The 17,127-nt window shown below is 60.1% G+C and carries 19 protein-coding genes; 15 read left to right on the top strand and 4 right to left on the bottom strand.

The features are described from left to right. Positions 1-12 precede the first annotated feature (12 nt). From GOQ28_RS04740 to GOQ28_RS04685, 12 genes are read left to right on the top strand one after another with little or no spacing between them, the layout of a single operon-like run. Positions 13-885 (top strand): ABC transporter permease subunit, encoded by an 873-nt coding sequence (locus GOQ28_RS04740; RefSeq protein ID WP_160348488.1) that lies wholly within the window; start codon positions 13-15, stop codon positions 883-885. After that, complete coding sequence (locus tag GOQ28_RS04735; RefSeq protein WP_160348487.1) at positions 882-1,835, top strand: branched-chain amino acid ABC transporter permease; 954 nt, start codon at positions 882-884, stop codon at positions 1,833-1,835. The genes GOQ28_RS04740 and GOQ28_RS04735 overlap by 4 nt, the downstream gene beginning before the upstream one ends. Continuing rightward, on the top strand, positions 1,832-2,623 hold the full coding sequence (locus GOQ28_RS04730) for an ABC transporter ATP-binding protein (RefSeq protein WP_160348486.1): 792 nt from the start codon (positions 1,832-1,834) through the stop codon (positions 2,621-2,623). The genes GOQ28_RS04735 and GOQ28_RS04730 overlap by 4 nt, the downstream gene beginning before the upstream one ends. After that, positions 2,610-3,329, top strand: a complete 720-nt coding sequence (locus GOQ28_RS04725) for an ATP-binding cassette domain-containing protein (protein WP_160348485.1) — start codon at positions 2,610-2,612, stop codon at positions 3,327-3,329. Before GOQ28_RS04730 ends, GOQ28_RS04725 begins: the two co-directional genes overlap by 14 nt. Next, the gene (locus tag GOQ28_RS04720) at positions 3,322-4,092 is read left to right on the top strand and encodes an SDR family NAD(P)-dependent oxidoreductase (protein ID WP_160348484.1); all 771 of its coding nucleotides are present in this window, start codon (positions 3,322-3,324) and stop codon (positions 4,090-4,092) included. Before GOQ28_RS04725 ends, GOQ28_RS04720 begins: the two co-directional genes overlap by 8 nt. Further along, on the top strand, positions 4,089-5,294 hold the full coding sequence (locus GOQ28_RS18745) for a cytochrome P450 (protein ID WP_160348483.1): 1,206 nt from the start codon (positions 4,089-4,091) through the stop codon (positions 5,292-5,294). The genes GOQ28_RS04720 and GOQ28_RS18745 overlap by 4 nt, the downstream gene beginning before the upstream one ends. A 17-nt stretch (positions 5,295-5,311) precedes the next feature. Next, positions 5,312-6,070: an SDR family NAD(P)-dependent oxidoreductase gene (locus GOQ28_RS04710; RefSeq protein WP_236844227.1), complete on the top strand. Its 759-nt coding sequence runs from the start codon at positions 5,312-5,314 to the stop codon at positions 6,068-6,070. 50 nt (positions 6,071-6,120) lie between these two features. Next, positions 6,121-6,939, top strand: coding sequence for a polysaccharide deacetylase family protein (locus GOQ28_RS04705; RefSeq protein WP_236844226.1), 819 nt, complete (start codon positions 6,121-6,123; stop codon positions 6,937-6,939). Between the two features lie 9 nt (positions 6,940-6,948). Continuing rightward, positions 6,949-8,169, top strand: coding sequence for a cytochrome P450 (locus tag GOQ28_RS04700; RefSeq protein WP_160355636.1), 1,221 nt, complete (start codon positions 6,949-6,951; stop codon positions 8,167-8,169). A gap of 29 nt (positions 8,170-8,198) precedes the next feature. Beyond that, a complete protein-coding gene (locus tag GOQ28_RS04695; protein ID WP_160348480.1) occupies positions 8,199-8,522 on the top strand; it encodes a 2Fe-2S iron-sulfur cluster-binding protein in 324 nt (107 codons plus the stop codon). 43 nt (positions 8,523-8,565) lie between these two features. Beyond that, the gene (locus GOQ28_RS04690) at positions 8,566-9,372 is read left to right on the top strand and encodes an IclR family transcriptional regulator (protein WP_160348479.1); all 807 of its coding nucleotides are present in this window, start codon (positions 8,566-8,568) and stop codon (positions 9,370-9,372) included. Positions 9,373-9,394: 22 nt separating this feature from the next. Continuing rightward, the gene (locus tag GOQ28_RS04685; RefSeq protein ID WP_160355635.1) at positions 9,395-10,831 is read left to right on the top strand and encodes an amidase; all 1,437 of its coding nucleotides are present in this window, start codon (positions 9,395-9,397) and stop codon (positions 10,829-10,831) included. 198 nt (positions 10,832-11,029) lie between these two features. Here GOQ28_RS04685 and GOQ28_RS04680 read toward each other — a convergent pair whose 3' ends face one another. Then, positions 11,030-11,758, bottom strand: a complete 729-nt coding sequence (locus GOQ28_RS04680) for an IclR family transcriptional regulator (RefSeq protein WP_160355634.1) — start codon at positions 11,756-11,758, stop codon at positions 11,030-11,032. Positions 11,759-11,867: 109 nt separating this feature from the next. Between GOQ28_RS04680 and GOQ28_RS18490 the strand changes: the two genes are divergently transcribed. From GOQ28_RS18490 to GOQ28_RS04670, 3 genes are read left to right on the top strand one after another with little or no spacing between them, the layout of a single operon-like run. Next, complete coding sequence (locus tag GOQ28_RS18490; RefSeq protein WP_202109625.1) at positions 11,868-12,821, top strand: hydroxymethylglutaryl-CoA lyase; 954 nt, start codon at positions 11,868-11,870, stop codon at positions 12,819-12,821. A 21-nt stretch (positions 12,822-12,842) separates the two neighbouring features. Further along, positions 12,843-14,045, top strand: a complete 1,203-nt coding sequence (locus GOQ28_RS18485) for a CaiB/BaiF CoA transferase family protein (protein WP_202109624.1) — start codon at positions 12,843-12,845, stop codon at positions 14,043-14,045. Beyond that, positions 14,042-15,037 (top strand): Bug family tripartite tricarboxylate transporter substrate binding protein, encoded by a 996-nt coding sequence (locus GOQ28_RS04670; protein ID WP_160355633.1) that lies wholly within the window; start codon positions 14,042-14,044, stop codon positions 15,035-15,037. Before GOQ28_RS18485 ends, GOQ28_RS04670 begins: the two co-directional genes overlap by 4 nt. Before the next feature lie 120 nt (positions 15,038-15,157). Here the strand turns inward: GOQ28_RS04670 and GOQ28_RS04665 are convergent, their stop codons facing one another. From GOQ28_RS04665 to flgM, 3 genes are all read right to left on the bottom strand, one after another. Beyond that, positions 15,158-16,174: a mechanosensitive ion channel family protein gene (locus GOQ28_RS04665; RefSeq protein WP_272898837.1), complete on the bottom strand. Its 1,017-nt coding sequence runs from the start codon at positions 16,172-16,174 to the stop codon at positions 15,158-15,160. Between the two features lie 164 nt (positions 16,175-16,338). Further along, the gene (locus GOQ28_RS04660) at positions 16,339-16,797 is read right to left on the bottom strand and encodes a flagella synthesis protein FlgN (protein WP_160355632.1); all 459 of its coding nucleotides are present in this window, start codon (positions 16,795-16,797) and stop codon (positions 16,339-16,341) included. Between the two features lie 54 nt (positions 16,798-16,851). Beyond that, positions 16,852-17,124, bottom strand: a complete 273-nt coding sequence (gene flgM, locus GOQ28_RS04655; protein ID WP_160355631.1) for a flagellar biosynthesis anti-sigma factor FlgM — start codon at positions 17,122-17,124, stop codon at positions 16,852-16,854. Positions 17,125-17,127 lie beyond the last annotated feature (3 nt).

Here is a 17,127-nt window from a genome sequence, read left to right as displayed (position 1 = left end):
GCGAAAGGGATCGTGGATCTGTTACTGCAATACCTGGCTAACGGGATCGTCAATGGCAGCAACTACGTGTTGGTGGCCGTTGGCTTGACCCTGATCTTCGGCATCTTGCATGTGGTGAACTTCGCGCATGGCGAGTTCTATATGCTGGGCGCGTATACCGGTTTGATTCTGGTGACTAACTTTGGCTGGCCTATCTGGGCTGCCCTGGGTGGCGTGCTAATGGTTGCCATCATCTTGGGTATTGGCGCGGAAGGCCTGCTTCACAAGATGCTCAAGGATCGCGACGCCACGAGTTCGATTATCGCGTCCTTTGGCTTGGCCGTGGTGTTGCAGAACTCTGCGCTTTTGGCCTTTGGGCCTACACCGATGATGCTGCAAACCGAGTTCTCGACCATCGGCGTGGAGATGGGCCCGGTGTACTTGCCGCTACAGCAGGTGCTGATCCCGATTGCCATGGTGTTGCTGATTGCCCTGCTGTATGCGGTGCTGCGTTATACCTGGACCGGCCGCAGCCTGCGCGCCATGGCGCAACACGCCACGGTGGCCAGTCTGTGTGGCGTCCAGGTGCGCCGGGTCGCAATCATCGCCTTTATCGTGGCGGCGTTGCTGGCCGGCGTGGCGGGTTTCCTCATGTCGTCGGTCTACATGGTCTATCCCATCATCGGCAACATGATTGTTCTCAAGGCCTTCACCGTTGTCATCTTGGGCGGTATGGGTAATGTGGCCGGTGCCGCAGCGGCCGGTCTGCTATTGGGCGTCATCGAATCGCTGACCTCGGCCTATCTGGGCAACGGGCTTCGCGACATCGTCGGCTTTGTGATTGTCATCGCTGTCTTGCTGGTGCGTCCGCAGGGTCTGTTCGGCAAAACGTTTCAACGCTCATGAAAAAGAACCTCTCTCTCGCGATTGTGGTCGCGTTGCTGGCGCTAGCGCCCGCCTTGACCTCCGGCAGCTACATCGTGGCGGTGCTGCTATTGATGCTGATCTACGTCATCCTGACGACGGGTCTGAACCTGGTGACGGGCTTTTGCGGGCAGTTCTCGTTCGCTCAAGGCGCGTTCTTCGGGATTGGCGCCTACACCGCCGGCATCATGGCCCGGGACCTGCACACGGGATTTTGGGTGCATCTGCCCGCGGGCATCATCCTCACCGGCCTGTGCGGCTTGTTGCTGGGCATCCCGGCCTTGCGGCTTAAAGGGCACTTCCTGGCCATCGTGACCATTGCGTTTCAGACCATCGTGTATCTCGGTCTGGTGCAATGGACCTCGTTTACGGGCGGGCAAAACGGTCTGGCCGTGCCTCCGGTAGGAGATGTCGGCCTTTTCGGGCACACCTTCTTTACCGTCAGCGATCTCAGATCCAATTACTGGATGATCCTGGTCTTCACCGTGATTCTCGTTTTTATCGCCGCGCGCCTGGTGAATTCGCGGCTGGGACGCGAATGGGTCGCGGTGCGCGATGATGAAGTGCTGGCCAGCGCCATCGGCTTGAACACGACGCGCGCCAAGCTCACGGCGTTTGTGGCGTCGGCGTCTTTCGCCGGTGCGGCAGGCGTGATGATGGCCCATTACATGGGCAACATCACCCCTGATGACTACACGATCTGGATCTCTTGCACGGCAGTTGCCATGATGATCGTGGGCGGTCGCGGCTCTTTCTACGGCCCCATATTGGGGGCGGTGCTGCTGACGCTGCTACCAGAGATGTTGGGTGACTATGCCCGCTATCGTATGTTGTTCTTCGGGATCATCTTGGTGTTGGCCATTGCGCTTTTGCCCGAGGGTATTGCCGGCCGCGCGCGCAAGCTGCGTGAAATGAAGGAGGCCCAGGCATGAGCAGCAATGTCATTCTCCAGGCGAAAAACATCCATCGCCGTTTCGGTGGGGTAGTCGCGGTCAAGGACGCCAGCCTGACGGTTAACTCGGGAGAGATCGTCGGCCTGATCGGGCCGAATGGCTCGGGCAAATCCACCATGGTCAACCTGATCACGGGGGAATTGCAGGTCAATGGCGGTTCGTTCACCTTTTGTGGTCAGGACGTCACCGCGCTGCCGCCCTATCAGCGTGCCCGCCTTGGCATGTCGCGCAGCTTTCAGATGATCCGTCTGTTTGGCTCCCTGAGCGTCGAGGACAATCTGTTGTTGGCGCGTCATATTTCGATGAATTCCAGCACGCTGGATAGCATCGCGGGCAACCCGAAGGCCAAACAGGAAGAAGACCAGGTGCGCGCCAAGGCGCGTGAATTATTGGCTTGGTTCGAGCTGGAGAAATTCGCCCAGCGTCCGGCCACGGCGCTGTCCATTGGACAGCAACGCATGGTGGAGTTGGCGCGTGGGCTCATTAGCGAACCCAAGCTGTTTTTGTTGGACGAGCCAGCCGCTGGGTTGTCTCCTCCTAATGTGGATCGTCTCATTACCATCATCCGTCGCATGCGCGATGAGTTCGGCATGAGCATCTTGCTGGTCGAGCACGACATGCGCGTGGTGCGAGAGCTGTGCGACCGTGTTGCGGTCTTGGACAGTGGCGAAATGATCGCTCAAGGTGAACCGGAGGTTGTGGTCAACGATCCGGTCGTGGTTGAGGCTTATATCGGTTCGGGGTGGAAGCGACGTGCTAAGGCTTAACAATATCATCGCGGGCTACGGCCGCACGCGCATCCTTCATGGCGTGACGTTGGAAGTGCCCAAGGGCGGTTTGGTCGCGCTGCTGGGCGGCAACGGCACCGGCAAATCCACCACGCTAAAGAGCATCGTGGGGATTGTGTCTCCGCAAGAGGGCGAAATCGTTTTTGATGGTCGGCCCATCAACGATGTGCCTGTCGAACGCCGCTCGGCCATGGGCTTGTCGCTCGTGCCGCAGGGTAAAGAAGTATTCGGCGAAATGAGCGTGGAAGAAAACCTGCTCATGGGCGCCTACCACCGCCGCAAGGACCGGGTAGGTATCGCCGAGGATATCGAATCAGTCTATCAACGTTTCAAGCGTCTGCGCGAGCGGCGCAAAGTGCCTGCCGCCATGCTGTCGGGCGGTGAACGTCAGATGCTTGCGATTGGCCGCTCGTTGATGTCGCGCCCCACGATGCTGCTGTTGGACGAACCGTCCGCTGCGCTGGCTCCCAAAGTGGTCGAGGAAATCGCCGAAGCGATCCTGAATCTGCGCGAACTCGGCCTGACCCTGCTGCTAGTCGAGCAGAACGTGGGGATGGCGCTGGACATTGCCGACCACATCTACGTGATCCGTGGCGGCCGCATTGCTTATCAACGGGAAGTCGGCGAGGGCATCGCCATGGACGAGTTGCGGGAGTTCTACCTTGGAGGAAAAGAGCATGTCTGAGCAGAGATTCGCAGGGCGGGTGGCTTTTGTTACGGGTGCGGCATCGGGTCTGGGCAAGGCAACGGCATTAAAGCTGGCGCGCGAAGGCGCGCGCTTGATGCTGTTCGACCGGGACGCCAAGGGTTTGCAGGACGTGCAGGCACAGTGTCCCGGTTCCGTGTCGTATGTCGGCGATGCGTCCTCGTCGGCTGACGTCAACGCGGCCGCCGCGGCGTCACGCGAGGCGCTCGGCCCGGCCGAGTTCCTGGTGACCTCGGCCGGTATCAATGGCATTCCGAAGATGGCGGTTGACTACACGGAAGAAGAGTGGGACAAGCTTTTCGACGTGAACGTCAAGGGTTCCTGGCTGGCCGTTAAAGCCCTGGTGCCGCAGATGCGGGAATTGGGCAAGGGCTCCATCGTCTTGATGTCCTCGACCGCGGGTCTGGGCGGATCGAAGTTCCTGGCGGCTTATTCGGCCTCCAAGGGCGCGGTGACCATGCTCGCACGCAGCCTCGCATTGAATCACGCGCACGAAGGCATACGCGTGAACTGCGTCTGCCCGGGCACCATCGATACGCCCATGGCACAGGAGATGTTCGTGGTGGCCTCTCAAATGGGAGGAGCCGCACCGCCGACCGTCGATCAATTCCGCACCCGCATTCCCATGGGCCGCTTTGGTCTGGCCGATGAGATCGGCGACGCCGTGTTGTATTTCCTGAGCGACGCCGCCAGCTACACCACGGGCGTGACCATGCCGGTCGACGGGGGTCTTAAAGCGTGAACGACATCGCCACAGCGGCCGCCGCGCCTGAGCTCGACATCGACCCCTATGAAGACAGTGTGCTTGCATCGCCCTTCGAGATGTTTGCGCAGCTTCGTCAGGCGCCCGCCGTCTACCTGAAGCAGTATGACGTCTACGCCATCGGCCGGTACCGTAACGTCAAGGAGGCCATGAAAAACTGGCAAGACTTTTCGTCCTCCGGTGGCATTGGCTTGACGGATGTGCGTAAGCCCGACACATGGCGCGCGCGCAGCCCCATTGGTGACGCGGATCCGCCAGAGCATACCCAGGTACGCACGGTGATGCAGCGCATTCTCTCGCCGCAGGTCGTTCGCAGCTGGCATGAGACGTTCGAGGAAGAGGCGGAAAAGCTTCTCGACGCGCTGATGGAAAAGCAGACCATCGATGGCGTGCATGACCTGGCCGAGGCGTATGTGTCGACGGCGTTTCCCAAGGCCATGGGAATTAAGCAAACCCCGAACCTGCGTGAAAACTGGAATTTGATGGGGCAGCTGAACTTCGATAGTCAGGGACCGCGTAACGCGCGGTATTTGGCCACGGAGAAACGTGCGGAAGCGATCAAAGAGTGGGCGCAGGCCAGCATGCAGCGTGATGCGATGTTGCCCGGTGGGTTTGGCATCAAGATCTTCGAGGCCGCGGATGAAGGCAAGATGGCACCCGAGCTGGCGCCGCTGCTGATCCGGTCATTCTTGCGCGGCGGCCTGGACACGACAATCAGCATGATCTCCGCGGTGTTGTGGTATCTGGCGAAGGATCCCTCGCAGTACGAACAGTTGCGCGCGGACCCGGCGCTGGCGCGTCCCGCGCTAGACGAAGCCATGCGCATGGAAACGCCCTCACAGACGGCCTATCGTCTCACCATGCGTGATGTCGTGGTCGATGGCGTGCTGATTCCAGCAGATAAAAAGGTCATGCTGCAGTTGGGCGCGGCCAATCGCGACCCGGAATTCTGGGAGCGTCCAGACGAGTTCGACATCCAGCGCAACCCGGTCGGGCATCTGGCGTTGGGTCACGGCGTGCACATGTGCATTGGTCAGATGATCGCGCGCCAGGAAGGCGAATGCGTGCTGAAGGCGCTGATCAAGCGCGCGAGCAAGCTCACGCTGCGAGCGCCGGCAGAGCCGCGCCTGAACAATGCCCTGCGTACCCTCAAGACCTTGCCTTTGACGCTGTCGGCATGACTATTACGGAGCGCGTTATGTCCACCATGCATAGATTCGAGGGCAAATCCGTCATCGTCACCGGAGCCGCGCGCGGTATCGGTGCGGCGACGGCCAAGCGTTTTGCCGATGAGGGGGCGAAGGTCCTGTTGGTTGACCTGCTGCCGGAAGTGCTGGAGACCGCCAAGAGCGTCGGCGGGCAGGGGCTGGTGCTCGACGTGGCATTGCCCGGGGCGGGCGACACAATCGTCGAGGCCGCGCTCGCGCATGCCGGCCGGATCGATGTCCTCGTCAATAATGCCGGGGTAGGGGGTTCAAAGCACCTGCTGAAGTCGGATGACGAAAGCCTGTCGCGCATCATCGATATCAATTTGATTTCTCTGCTGCGCATCACGCGCGCTGTGCTGCCGCACCTGCCTCAGCCGGGCGGCAGTATTGTGAACCTGTCATCGATTTTCGGCATGGTGGGTTATCCGGGTACCACGGCCTATGCGGTGGCCAAGGCGGGCGTGACGCAGTTCACGCAGCAGTTGACGAGCGAGGTCGCTCATCTGGGCATACGGGTCAACGCCATCGCGCCGGGCGTGGTGGTGACCCCGATGACGGCGGGCCACTTGCAAAATCCCAGCTATGTGAAGCTGATGGTGGACTCGACCCCGATGGGCCGGGTGTGTCAGCCCGAAGAGCAGGCTGCCGTGATTGCCTTCCTGGCCTCTGAGGATGCCTCTTTTGTGTGTGGCGTGACGTTACCCGTTGATGGTGGCTATCTGGCCGCCCGCTACACCCCTAATTACTGATTCATGACCAAGACGTCATGTGAGTGGGAGTAAACACCATGAAACACGATATGAGTGTCAAATGGCCGAACGGCGCGCGCTGCGCCGTGATGCTGACGTTCGATTTCGATGCGGAAACCCTTTGGACCTCGCGCGATCCAGCCAACGTCAATCGTCCTGGCATTCTGAGCCAAGGCTCTTACGGAGCCAAAGTAGGCGTGCCCAAGATCTGCGAACTGCTATACGAAGAGGACGTCAAGGCTTCTTTCTATGTGCCCGGGTGGACGGCTGAAAACCATACCGATAAGGTGGAGCTGATTCTCAAGGGCGGTCATGAAGTCGGGCATCACAGCTATTCCCACCGCTGGTCGGATGCCAATGCCGACGCCGAGATCGAAGAGATGGAAAAAGGCCTCGAGGCGCTCAAACGCACCGTGGGCGTAGTGCCGAAGGGCTATCGTTCCCCGGCCGGCGAGGTCAGCCCCCTGCTTTTCGAACTCCTCAAGAAGCACAACTTTCTCTATGACACGTCATTGATGGACAGTGTCAATCCGTATCGTCACATCATGCCCGACGGCAGCAAAGGGGTGATCGAACTGCCCTGGCACTGGAGCCTGGACGATGCGCCTTACATGCTTTTCTCCGTCAAGAGCCCTCGCACGATTTGCTCCAACAGCCATGTGGGCGAGATCTTCAAGGCCGAGTTCCGGGAGATCTATCAGTGGGGCGGTCTATACGACCTGGTCATGCACCCGCAAATCACGGGTCGTCCCAGTCGTCTCGCCTTGCTGCGCGAAATGATCCAGTACATCAAAACGTTCCCCGGTGTCTGGTTTGCCACGGGACAGGAAATCGCCGAGGCCTGGTCGGCGGCGCACGAGAATCAGTAAGGAATCACCATGAGCGGTACCATGACGACGGAAGCGTTCAGGCAAGCGCCTGTGCTGGACATCGATCCCTATGACGAGGCGGTGCTGGAGTCTCCGTTCGAGACCTTTGCCGAGATGCGTCGCGCCGGGCCGGTGGCTTTCCTGCCCAAGTACGACATGTACGTGATGGCGCGCCATCGCGACGTGCAGCCGGCCCTGAAGGACTGGCAAACTTTTTCGTCAACCGGTGGCTCGGGCGTGGCGGATATCCGCAAACCGGGCGCCTGGCGCCCGCCCAGCGCGATCGTTGAAGTCGACCCGCCGCGACATAGCTACGTGCGCTCCGCGATGCAGAAAGCCATGTCGCCGCAGTTGATTCGATCCTGGCGCGAAGTGTTCGTCAAGGAAGCCGAAAAGCTCGTCGATACCGTGCTGCAACAAGAGTACGTCGACGGTGTGGTCGATATCTCGGAAACCTATATCTCCACGACGTTTCCCCCCGCGTTGGGCCTGCCTGTCACGCCTGAGACCCGCGAGAATCTGTTTTTGCTTGGATCGCTGAATTTCGATGCCCAGGGACCGCGCAACGCGCGTTACGAGGCGACTCAGAAACAGGCTGACAAAATCATGCCCTGGCATGACGCGATGATGCGGCGCGAGAACCTCTTGCCCGGCGGCTTTGGCGATCGTCTATACCAGGCCGTCGATGCAGGCGAACTAGAGCCCGAACTGGCGCCATTGCTGGTCCGTTCATTCTTGCGCGGTGGCTTGGACACCACCAGTAGCGCCATTTCCGGGGCGCTGTGGTATCTGGCCCAGAACCCGGATCAATATGCCTTGCTGCGCCAGGAGCCCGAGCGCGTCCGTCCCGCGTTGGAAGAGGCCATGCGCTTGGAAACGCCCATTCAGACCGTGGGCCGCTTGACCATGCGTGATGTCGTGGTGGACGGCACCCTGATCCCCAACGATCGCAAGGTCATGATGTTCCTGGGCGCGGCCAACCGCGATCCGGATTTCTGGGACAGACCGGATGACTACGATCTGACCCGTTCCACTTTGGGCCACGTCGCCTTGGGCAATGGGATTCACATGTGCATCGGTCAAATGATCGCGCGCCTGGAAGGTGAATGCATCTTGAGCGAGATCATCAAGTGCGTGTCCGAAATCCGCCTGGAAGGCCCCCCCGTGCGGCGCATCAACAATGTGCTGCGCAGCCTGAAGTCCCTACCGCTGCGCCTCAAGGCGGCCTGACCTAATTTCCATCGTAGATACGTATCAATATGCCGAAAATCACCTTTATCTCCGCCGATGGCGGCCAGACCGAAATCGAGGCTAAGAACGGCGACAGCATGATGTTCGCCGCGCTGGATGGGCACGTAAAGGGCATCCTGGGCGAGTGTGGCGGGTCGCTGGCCTGCGCCACCTGTCACGTCTATGTAGACGAAGCCTGGGCCGACAAGCTGCCACCCGTGTCGGAGCTGGAAAACGATATGTTGGACGCTACGGCGTGCGAACGCCAACCCAATAGTCGCTTATGCTGCCAGATTGAGATGTCGGATGCGCTGGACGGTTTGACGGTCACATTGCCCGCGAGTCAGCTCTGATGCGCCCGACAATTTGCAAGGGCCATCTGGAAGATCATTAGCTATGGGCATCAAGCACCGCTTTCCCCCTATCGACGAACGGTTGTTGCTGCAATCGGTATCCCGAGCCTTGGACGTCTTGGAAGCTTTTGCGGAAAGGCCCGATATCAAGTCACTGAGCGAGATCGCGTCTGCCGCGGGCGTCAACAAAAGCGCCGCGCAGCGCATTTGTCAGACGCTGGCCAGCCGCGGCTACCTCGAGCAGACCGAGCGCGGCAGTTTTACGCTGGGGCGGGTGTTGCTGGACCGGTCTTTTGACTACCTGAGATCCAATCCTCTCATTGAAAAGGCCATGCCGATTCTCGCGGATCTCCGGCGTACGACGAACGAGCGCGTCGACCTGAGTCTGTTCGATGCCCAGCACGACAATCTGACGATGGTCTACGCGGCCCGAACCCAAAGTAGAAACGAGCGTTTTTACGCCACGCTGTCGGGACGGCGCATGCCCGCTTGCACTTCCACCGGTGGGCGAGCCTGCATGGCGGTACTTCCCGACGAAGTGGTCGAGCAAATCATTGCCGATAGCCTGCCATTGACCATGGTCACGCCCAAGACGCTGACCGAGCCCGAGCAGATTTGGGAGAAAGTGCGCGAGGCGCGTCGCGACGGCTATTCCTTTCAGCAAGAAGAGACCTTGCTCGGAGAGGTGGTGCTTGCGGCCGCCATTCGCGAACACAACGGCATGCCGGTCGGCGCGATTCATATAGCGGGTTCGCTCAGCGAGTGGACCGTTGAGGAATTTTGTAAACGTTACAGCCCATTGGCCATCGAGGCGGCACGTGCCTTGAGTCAATGGAACGCGCATCGCTGATGGGCGGATAAAAGGATACAACATGACGGAAAACGAATATCAGAAACTCGACGGCCTGGCCCTCGCGGATTTGCTACAGAAAAAGGAAGTGACCTCGAGCGAACTGATGGAGCATGCGATTTCGCTTGCCAGTTCGCGCGGGGTGGAGCTGAACGCCATTCGCTACGAGCGCTATGACGAAGCGCGTCAATGGGCCGCCGACTGGAAGCACGAAGGCGTGTTCCAAGGCATCCCGTTCCTGCTCAAGGATTCGAGCCTGGCCTCCAAACGCTTGCCCATGAGCTTAGGGTCCAAGCTATTTACCGATACGAAGTTCAGTTTTGACGCGACGCTGACGCAGCGCTTCGAAGCGGCGGGCCTGATACCGTTTGCTCGTACCACGGTGCCCGAGTTTTGTATGGCACCCACCACCGAGGCCCTGGCCAACCAAGGCCCTACGATCAACCCATGGGACGCGACTCGTTCCACCGGGGGCTCCAGTGGCGGCGCCGCCGTTGCGGTCGCTTCGCGAATTGTGCCGTTGGCGCATGGCAGTGACGGTGGCGGCTCGATCCGTATTCCAGCCGCTTGCTGCGGTGTCTATGGATTCAAGGCGACGCGAGGCCGCATCCCCACGGGGCCGACCAAGGGCGAAATCTGGGGCGGCATGGGCACGGATGGCGTGCTCTCCTGGACCGTGCGCGACACTGCGGCCGCCATGGACGCCACCATCGGCCGCGAACTAGGCGCGCCGTACGACAGCACGGACCCTGAACAGCGATTGCTGTCGGTCGTGATGGAGGCCAAGCGCAAGCCTTTGCGCATAGCCGTATGGACCGAGGCCTGGGATGGTATCCCGGTCGCGCAGGAGTGCCTGGATGGCGTGCGATACGCTGCCCAGCTGTGCAGGGAGCTGGGTCACGAGGTAATCGATGCGAAGCCGCCCGCGTTGGACTATGGGCAATTCGTTCGCAGTCACGTCAATGTGCTGGCTGCCAATATCGTGGCATCCACCAATGCAAAGCTGGCCGGCCTCAAGCGCTCGCTGCGCGAAGATGACCTCGAGCCCGCCATGTTGGACGGCTACGAACTGGGTCGCGCCATGACGGCGGAGCAGTATGTTGAGGCGATCAATTGCTTCCATCACGTGGGCCGGGTACTGCAATCCGATATCGATCAGTACGATCTGATCCTGTCGCCGATGCTGTGCCAACTGCCGGTCAAGCTGGGCTATCTGGCCATGCAGGGCAAGTTCATCGATTTCCGGGAAAAGGTTGCCAAGTACGCGACTTTCTCGGCCGTGATGAATGCGAGCGGTCAGCCGGCTGCCAGTGTGCCGATTCATTGGACGTCGGAAAGCGTGCCGGTCGGCGTGCAGATCATGGGCCAATTTGGTCGTGACGACTTGGTATTGCGTTTGTCTGCCGAGTTGGAGCGCGCGGCGCCTTGGCATAAGCGCATTCCTGCGCGTTTTGCGTAAAGCAGGATGTATAAGGCGTCAAAGCGACAGTCCCGCGATGGCGCCTGCAACTGAAGAGGCAGCGAGTTGATATGAATCGCTACCGCTTCCTTTGTTAGTCTCACCTGGCTTTAGCGTTAGCCATGGCCGCGACAACATGCGGAAATGGATGGCGCTGGCCGTGTGGGGCCAAGTCCGCAGCCACCTGAGCATTTATCCTTAGCCGACTACCTTGCTAAGGCGCTTGGCGGCGCGTAGTACCGCATCCAGATGCTTGGTGTCGAATCGATGAGCCGGCGCGGTCAGCGTCACAGCCGCTGCTAACGTACCAGATGCGAAGAATACCGGCGCAGAGATACCCGCCACCTCGGTCAGCCTGTCGCCCACCGCCGTGAAGTAGCCATCTGCGCGGATGCGCTGGTACAAGTCTTTATCCGGGCCATCGGCAAATCCCAGCACGGGATCATACGCCGTCAAGATCCGACCCCCGCTACCCCGAGTCAGGGGCAACAGGTCACCCGCGCGGATGTGATCCCGCACCGGGTGTGGCGAATCGACACGATATAGACAAAGACGATCATCACCCTGCCTGACATGATAGGCCGCGCTTTCGCCGGTGGCGGCGACGAGTTCACGCAAGACGGGCACGACCACTTTTTCCAACGAGAACGATGCGGCATAGATGGCGTTGAGCCTGGCGATTTCTCCGCCGAGGGCGTAGCGACCGTCGTCTAGCCGCTGTACCCATCCGCCATGTTCCAGTGAGGCCAGCAAGCGCAACGCCGTGCTCTTGTAGAGCTTGGTTCGCTCGGCAAAGTCGCCCAGCGAGAGCGCAATGTCCCCCGGCTGAAAGACCGCCATGAGCGAGAGCGCGCGATCCACTGCGGCCACGCCACCTTGTGCGGCATCGGTGTCGGCCAGAGAGGGGGTTGCGGCTTTGCGAGGCATGACAACGTCCAGTATGGAGTGGATCGAAACTTGACAAGCCGGCTGGCGGCTTTATCATTGTTCCAACTATAAGAATCATATTCTATCTTATAGAACGGAGACAGTCCAGATGAGTATTGCCCCTCAACACGATGTGTTGATCAGTGAGGTCGGCCCCCGCGATGGGCTGCAGTCCGTCAAAACCATTATGTCCACAGAGGACAAGTGTCGTTGGATCGATGCGTTGGTCGCGGCGGGTATGCGGGAAATCGAGGTGGCGTCCTTTGTTCCGGCACGCCTGCTACCGCAGATGGCCGATGCGGGTGACGTCGTGCGACATGCGTTGTCGCACCCGGGCGTGACGGTGATGGCGTTGGTGCCGAACCTGCGCGGGGCCCAAGCGGCGTTGCAGGCCGGAGTGCACAAGCTCACGATGCCGGTCTCGGCTAGCCGCGCTCACTGCTTGGCCAACGTGCGGAAAACACCGGAGGAAATGGTGGAGGAGGTCCGTGCAATCGTGGAACTGCGCAATGAGATCGCCCCGGCAGTGAAAATCGAGGCGGGTATCTCCACAGCCTTCGGATGCACAATGCAAGGCGAGGTGCCGGAGGACGACGTTATCCGTCTTGCCGCGATGTGCATCGCCGCCGGTGCGGACGAGTCCGGCCTGTCCGACACAGTGGGCTATGCTAACCCCGCCCAAGTACGTCGTTTATTCCAAAGGCTCCAGAGCGAAATCGGCAGCCACGCGGGCGCGGCTCACATGCACAACACCCGTGGGCTCGGCCTGGCCAACTGTCTGGCGGCGTGGGACGTGGGTGTGCGCACTTTCGACAGTTCTTTGGGTGGGCTGGGAGGCTGCCCCTATGCGCCAGGCGCGTCGGGAAATGTCGTGACTGAGGACCTCGTATTCATGTTCGAAGCCATGGGTGTGCGCACCGGCATCGATCTGGACAGGCTCATCGCCGCCCGCGCGCCGCTCGCTGCTGGGTTGCCGGGCGAACAGCTGTATGGCATGACGCCTGAGGCCGGTATGCCTAAAGGGTTTGCAGCCGAAACGGCCTTGGCCGGGACCGATCACTAAATCCGAACTGTTATTCGCAACATGACAAATACATACGGTCCGCTGCCCTATGAAGGGATCCGCGTTATCGAATTCACACATATGGTGATGGGGCCCACCTGTGGGATGCTGCTGGCTGACCTTGGGGCTGAGGTGATCAAAGTCGAACCCATGGGCGGCGATAGCACGCGTCGACTCTTGGGTTCGGGGTCCGGCTTTTTCCCCATGTTCAACCGCAACAAGAAAAGCATTGTGCTGGATCTGAAGCAGCCCGAGGGTCTGCAAGCTGCATTGCGGCTGATCGATACCGCAGATGTGGTCAGCGAGAACTTCAAATCTGGCGTCATGGAAAAACTTGGCTTGGGCTATGACGCGCTTAAGGCGCGTAACCCCCGGCTTATCTATGTCAGCCATAAAGGCTTTCTTCCCGGCCCCTACGAGAACCGTACGGCACTAGATGAAGTCGTTCAGATGATGGGGGGCTTGGCCTACATGACCGGGCGCCCCGGCGACCCCTTGCGCGCGGGCACCAGCGTTAACGACATCATGGGCGGCATGTTCGGCGCGATGGGCGTGATGGCCGCCTTGGCTCAGCGCGAAAAGACGGGAGAAGGGACCCAAGTACAAACCTCGCTTTTCGAGAACAATGTGTTCTTGGTGGGCCAGCATATGATGCAGTATGCCGTCACGGGAAAGGCCGCTGCACCGATGCCATCGCGCATCTCCGCCTGGGCGATTTACGACGTCTTCACCGTCAAAGACTCAGAGCAGATCTTTCTCGCCGTGGTGAGCGACAAGCAATGGGACATTTTTTGCCGGGCTTTCGACTTAGCGCAATTGCGTCACGACCCTCGCCTGGCAACAAATAATGACCGCGTGCAAGCGCGCTCGTGGCTGCTGCCCGCATTGCGCGAACACCTGGCGCAGTTCTCGGCGGCGGAACTTAGCGCGGTATTCGAACGCGAGGGGCTGCCTTTCGCTCCGATCACGCGTCCCGAGCAACTATTCGATGATCCCCATTTGATCGCCACCGGCGGGCTGGCTCCCATCCGACTGCCGGACGGGCGTGAGGCCCTGGTGCCCTTAACCCCGGTCACATTAGGCGGGGCGCAGCTGCCCGTACGGCTGCAACCTCCCGGCATAGGCGAACACACCGAGGAGTTGTTGCGCGGTGTGGGCTATGACCAACACGAAATTGGCGCATTAAAAGCCAAGCACATCACTGAAGGAGACTCTACATCATGACTTCGATTTCCCGACGCGGCTTTCTGGGCGTTGCCTTGGGCGCTGGCGTGTCGCCGCTGTTCTCTCGTGCGGTCGCGTCCAGTAGTGCTTTTCCCAACGGCCGTCCCATACGCTTGATCGTACCGTACACGCCGGGAGGCGGCACCGACACGGTGTCCCGCGCCATCGCCGCGAAAATGGGCGATGCAGCCGGTTGGTCAGTCATCGTGGAAAACCGGCCCGGTGCGGCCGGCAATATCGGCATGAACACGGTCGCCAAGGCAACGCCCGACGGTTTCATGATAGGCATGGGGCAAACCTCTAATCTGGCGATTAACCCGGCCATGATGCCCACCATGCCGTTCGACGCGAAAACAGACTTCGCCCCGATCGCACTCGTCGCCTCCGTGCCCGTGGTACTGGTGGTCAAGAGCGACGCGCGTTGGCATACGCTGGACGACCTTATCAAGGAAGCCAAGGCAAAACCCGGATCGCTCAAGCAAGCGTTGGCGGGTATGGGTACTGTGGGACACATGGCCGGGGAATTACTCTCGAACCAGGCCGGATTCGAAGTGCTAAACGTGCCGTACCGTGGCGCGGCGCCTGCTCTGAACGACCTGATGGGAGGCAACACGGACTATATGTTCGCCACCCCGCAGGCTGCACAAGAAATGCTCAGAGGAAACCTGCTCAGAGCACTGGCTGTGACTTCGCCCGAGCGCCTCTCGATCCTGCCTGAAGTGCCTACTGTCGCGGAATCCGGTTACGACGGTTTTTCCGCCGTTGACTGGAAAGTGTTAATCGCGCCTGCCGGTACTCCCGAGGAAGTCGTTGTGCAGATCAACGACGTGGTGGAGAAAGTGTTGCGCCTTCCGTCGACGGCCGCCATGTTTACGGCCGAGGGCAGCACCGCGATGGGAGGTTCGGTGGAGCAGGCTCGCGAGTACATCGCCGCAGAGCAGCAGAAATGGGCGCGTCTTATTAAGGAGGCTGGCATCACGATTGAGAGTTAACGGTGCCTGAGTGTGCCGTCGAACGTGCGCCTGCGCCCTGTGAGCGCAGGCGGCCGGGTCGCACGGTACGCTGTCCCCCGCCGGCCACCAGACGTTCACGCCGCGGGAGCTAAATACCGCTCAAGCGTTTTTTTCCAGATAAACCGTCTGAGTCGGGAAAGCAAAGTCGGCCCCGTGTTTCTGCACGATATCGATGATCGACAAATAGATCTCCTGCTGAATCCCCAACCATTCCGCCCACTTGGTCGTCTTGGTGAAGCAGTAAACCATGAGGTTCAAGGACGAATCGGCGAACGCATTGAAGTACACCAGCGTCGTCTGTGTGTGATCGATATCCGGATGTTGCGCCAGCATCTGCCGGATATCGTCGACGATCCCTCTTATCTTGCCGGCGTCTTCATAGCGTAGCCCGATCTCTGTATTGATCCGGCGGTTCACCATGCGCCCGGGATTCTCGACGCTGATCGAGGAAAACAGCGAGTTCGGGACGTAGAGCGGCCGGTTGTCGAACGTCATGATCTTCGTCAGACGCCAGCCGATTTCGACCACGGTGCCCTCGATATTGCGGTCCGGCGAACGGATCCAGTCGCCGATACTGAATTGGCGGTCGAAGTACAGCATGGTGCCGGAGAACACATTGCTCAGGATGTCCTTGCTGGCCATACCGATCGCAATGCCGCCGATACCGCCAAACGCCAGCAGGCCGGACATGCTCAGGCCAAAATGCTCGCCAAAGAACAGCAGCATGACGATGAAGGCGATGAACTTCATCACCCGGGCGAGCATGCGCGTCGAAGTCGGGTTTCTGCCCTTGTTGATCTGTATCTTTTCCAGCCGATTGATCAGCATGGATAAAGAATGCAGGAATGTCCCTGCTGCGGCGGCGACTGCCGCCAGGTCAACCATGCGCGGGGTGATCCATTTCAGCCCGTAGTCGGAAATGGCCATCAGGCTGTACTGACGCATGACCGCGATGGCGCAAAAGAGCACGCCCAATTCGACCATGTGCACGATGATGCTGCGCGACCAGCCGCGTTTGCGGCGCTTCATCAGCATGAGGGCGGCTGCCGCTACGAAACAAGCCGCTAATGCTCCCGCGCCAATCAGGTATTTGACGAGTAACGCGTGATCTTCCAAAACTTTCCCCTTCCAGGTGCGAGCTCAGACCCGGTGTCCTGCGTGAATTACGTAGCGCGCATTATATGGGGGGTGAATTTCCCGTTCAGGCAGTCATTAGCTGAACCGCGCCTGAGCTCCGGACGCTGTTCGGTAGAAATCCGGGGGCCGACTTCAGTGAGTCGTTATCGGGTCGCCAATACCCTGGTCGACGCCGCGGTGGGGCGCCCATTCGCCGTGTACACCGTCGCCTGACCGCTGGCTGCGCGCAGGACAGCCATGGCCTCTTCGGTGCTTTTCCTCAAATGCTCGATCACGACGCCGTTAGAGGCATTGAGTTCGCGGGCGCGTTCGAAAGACGGTTTTAATTCGTTCCACACTGCGCCGATGTCGGGGTGCTTGGCCGCCAAGGTGTCCATGTCGGTCGCTGGATTCATGGTGTCCAGCAGCGCCTGGCGCTGTACGCACAGGGTATTGAGCGCATTGGCCCGGTACCATTTTGACTGCGTCACATCCGCCAGGGCCTGTGGATCGGCACCCGAGGTCAGTATCTGCGCTTCTTGCTCCAGGACGGCGACAAAGGCGTCGGTTTCTTCCTGCTCGCGCGACAGAAGCTGATGGAGTTGAGTCAAATGTTCGGTCATGGTGGTCAATTTCCGGCGTCGCGCGCGGTCGGATGACCTCGGGCAACAAGCGGATTACAAAAGATCTTTGGCGCTATTGATCAAGCCTTCGGCGATGCGTTCCGGGTTGATTTTGAGCGTACCGTCGGCAAGCGCCTGGCGGATGGCCTGGACGCGTTCCATGTTCACGTCGTTGTCGCCTTCGCTCAGGGCCTGCGAACCGGCGGAGAGGGCGACCTGCATACTCTTGGGCTGTGCGGGCACATTGTCGCCAGCGGTCTGGGCGACCGGCTTGACCACGCCAGCGGCGGTGGCGTAACCCAGAGCGGACAGTTGCTTCACATTCATGTT

Source organism: Bordetella sp. 02P26C-1 (assembly GCF_009763255.1).
In the GTDB taxonomy this organism is placed as follows: Bacteria; Pseudomonadota; Gammaproteobacteria; order Burkholderiales; family Burkholderiaceae_B; genus Bordetella_A.
This window is presented reverse-complemented; position numbering and strand designations above follow the sequence as displayed.

Coding starts and splice junctions, on each gene's coding strand:
- GOQ28_RS04660 (WP_160355632.1), bottom strand. CDS start 16,797: ATGACCGAACATTTGACTCAACTCCATCAGCTTCTGTCGCGCGAGCAG.
- GOQ28_RS04690 (WP_160348479.1), top strand. CDS start 8,566: ATGGGCATCAAGCACCGCTTTCCCCCTATCGACGAACGGTTGTTGCTG.
- flgM (WP_160355631.1), bottom strand. CDS start 17,124: ATGAATGTGAAGCAACTGTCCGCTCTGGGTTACGCCACCGCCGCTGGC.
- GOQ28_RS04710 (WP_236844227.1), top strand. CDS start 5,312: ATGTCCACCATGCATAGATTCGAGGGCAAATCCGTCATCGTCACCGGA.
- GOQ28_RS04695 (WP_160348480.1), top strand. CDS start 8,199: ATGCCGAAAATCACCTTTATCTCCGCCGATGGCGGCCAGACCGAAATC.
- GOQ28_RS04730 (WP_160348486.1), top strand. CDS start 1,832: ATGAGCAGCAATGTCATTCTCCAGGCGAAAAACATCCATCGCCGTTTC.
- GOQ28_RS04700 (WP_160355636.1), top strand. CDS start 6,949: ATGAGCGGTACCATGACGACGGAAGCGTTCAGGCAAGCGCCTGTGCTG.
- GOQ28_RS04720 (WP_160348484.1), top strand. CDS start 3,322: ATGTCTGAGCAGAGATTCGCAGGGCGGGTGGCTTTTGTTACGGGTGCG.
- GOQ28_RS18490 (WP_202109625.1), top strand. CDS start 11,868: ATGAGTATTGCCCCTCAACACGATGTGTTGATCAGTGAGGTCGGCCCC.
- GOQ28_RS04735 (WP_160348487.1), top strand. CDS start 882: ATGAAAAAGAACCTCTCTCTCGCGATTGTGGTCGCGTTGCTGGCGCTA.
- GOQ28_RS04705 (WP_236844226.1), top strand. CDS start 6,121: ATGAGTGTCAAATGGCCGAACGGCGCGCGCTGCGCCGTGATGCTGACG.
- GOQ28_RS04685 (WP_160355635.1), top strand. CDS start 9,395: ATGACGGAAAACGAATATCAGAAACTCGACGGCCTGGCCCTCGCGGAT.
- GOQ28_RS04680 (WP_160355634.1), bottom strand. CDS start 11,758: ATGCCTCGCAAAGCCGCAACCCCCTCTCTGGCCGACACCGATGCCGCA.
- GOQ28_RS18485 (WP_202109624.1), top strand. CDS start 12,843: ATGACAAATACATACGGTCCGCTGCCCTATGAAGGGATCCGCGTTATC.
- GOQ28_RS04670 (WP_160355633.1), top strand. CDS start 14,042: ATGACTTCGATTTCCCGACGCGGCTTTCTGGGCGTTGCCTTGGGCGCT.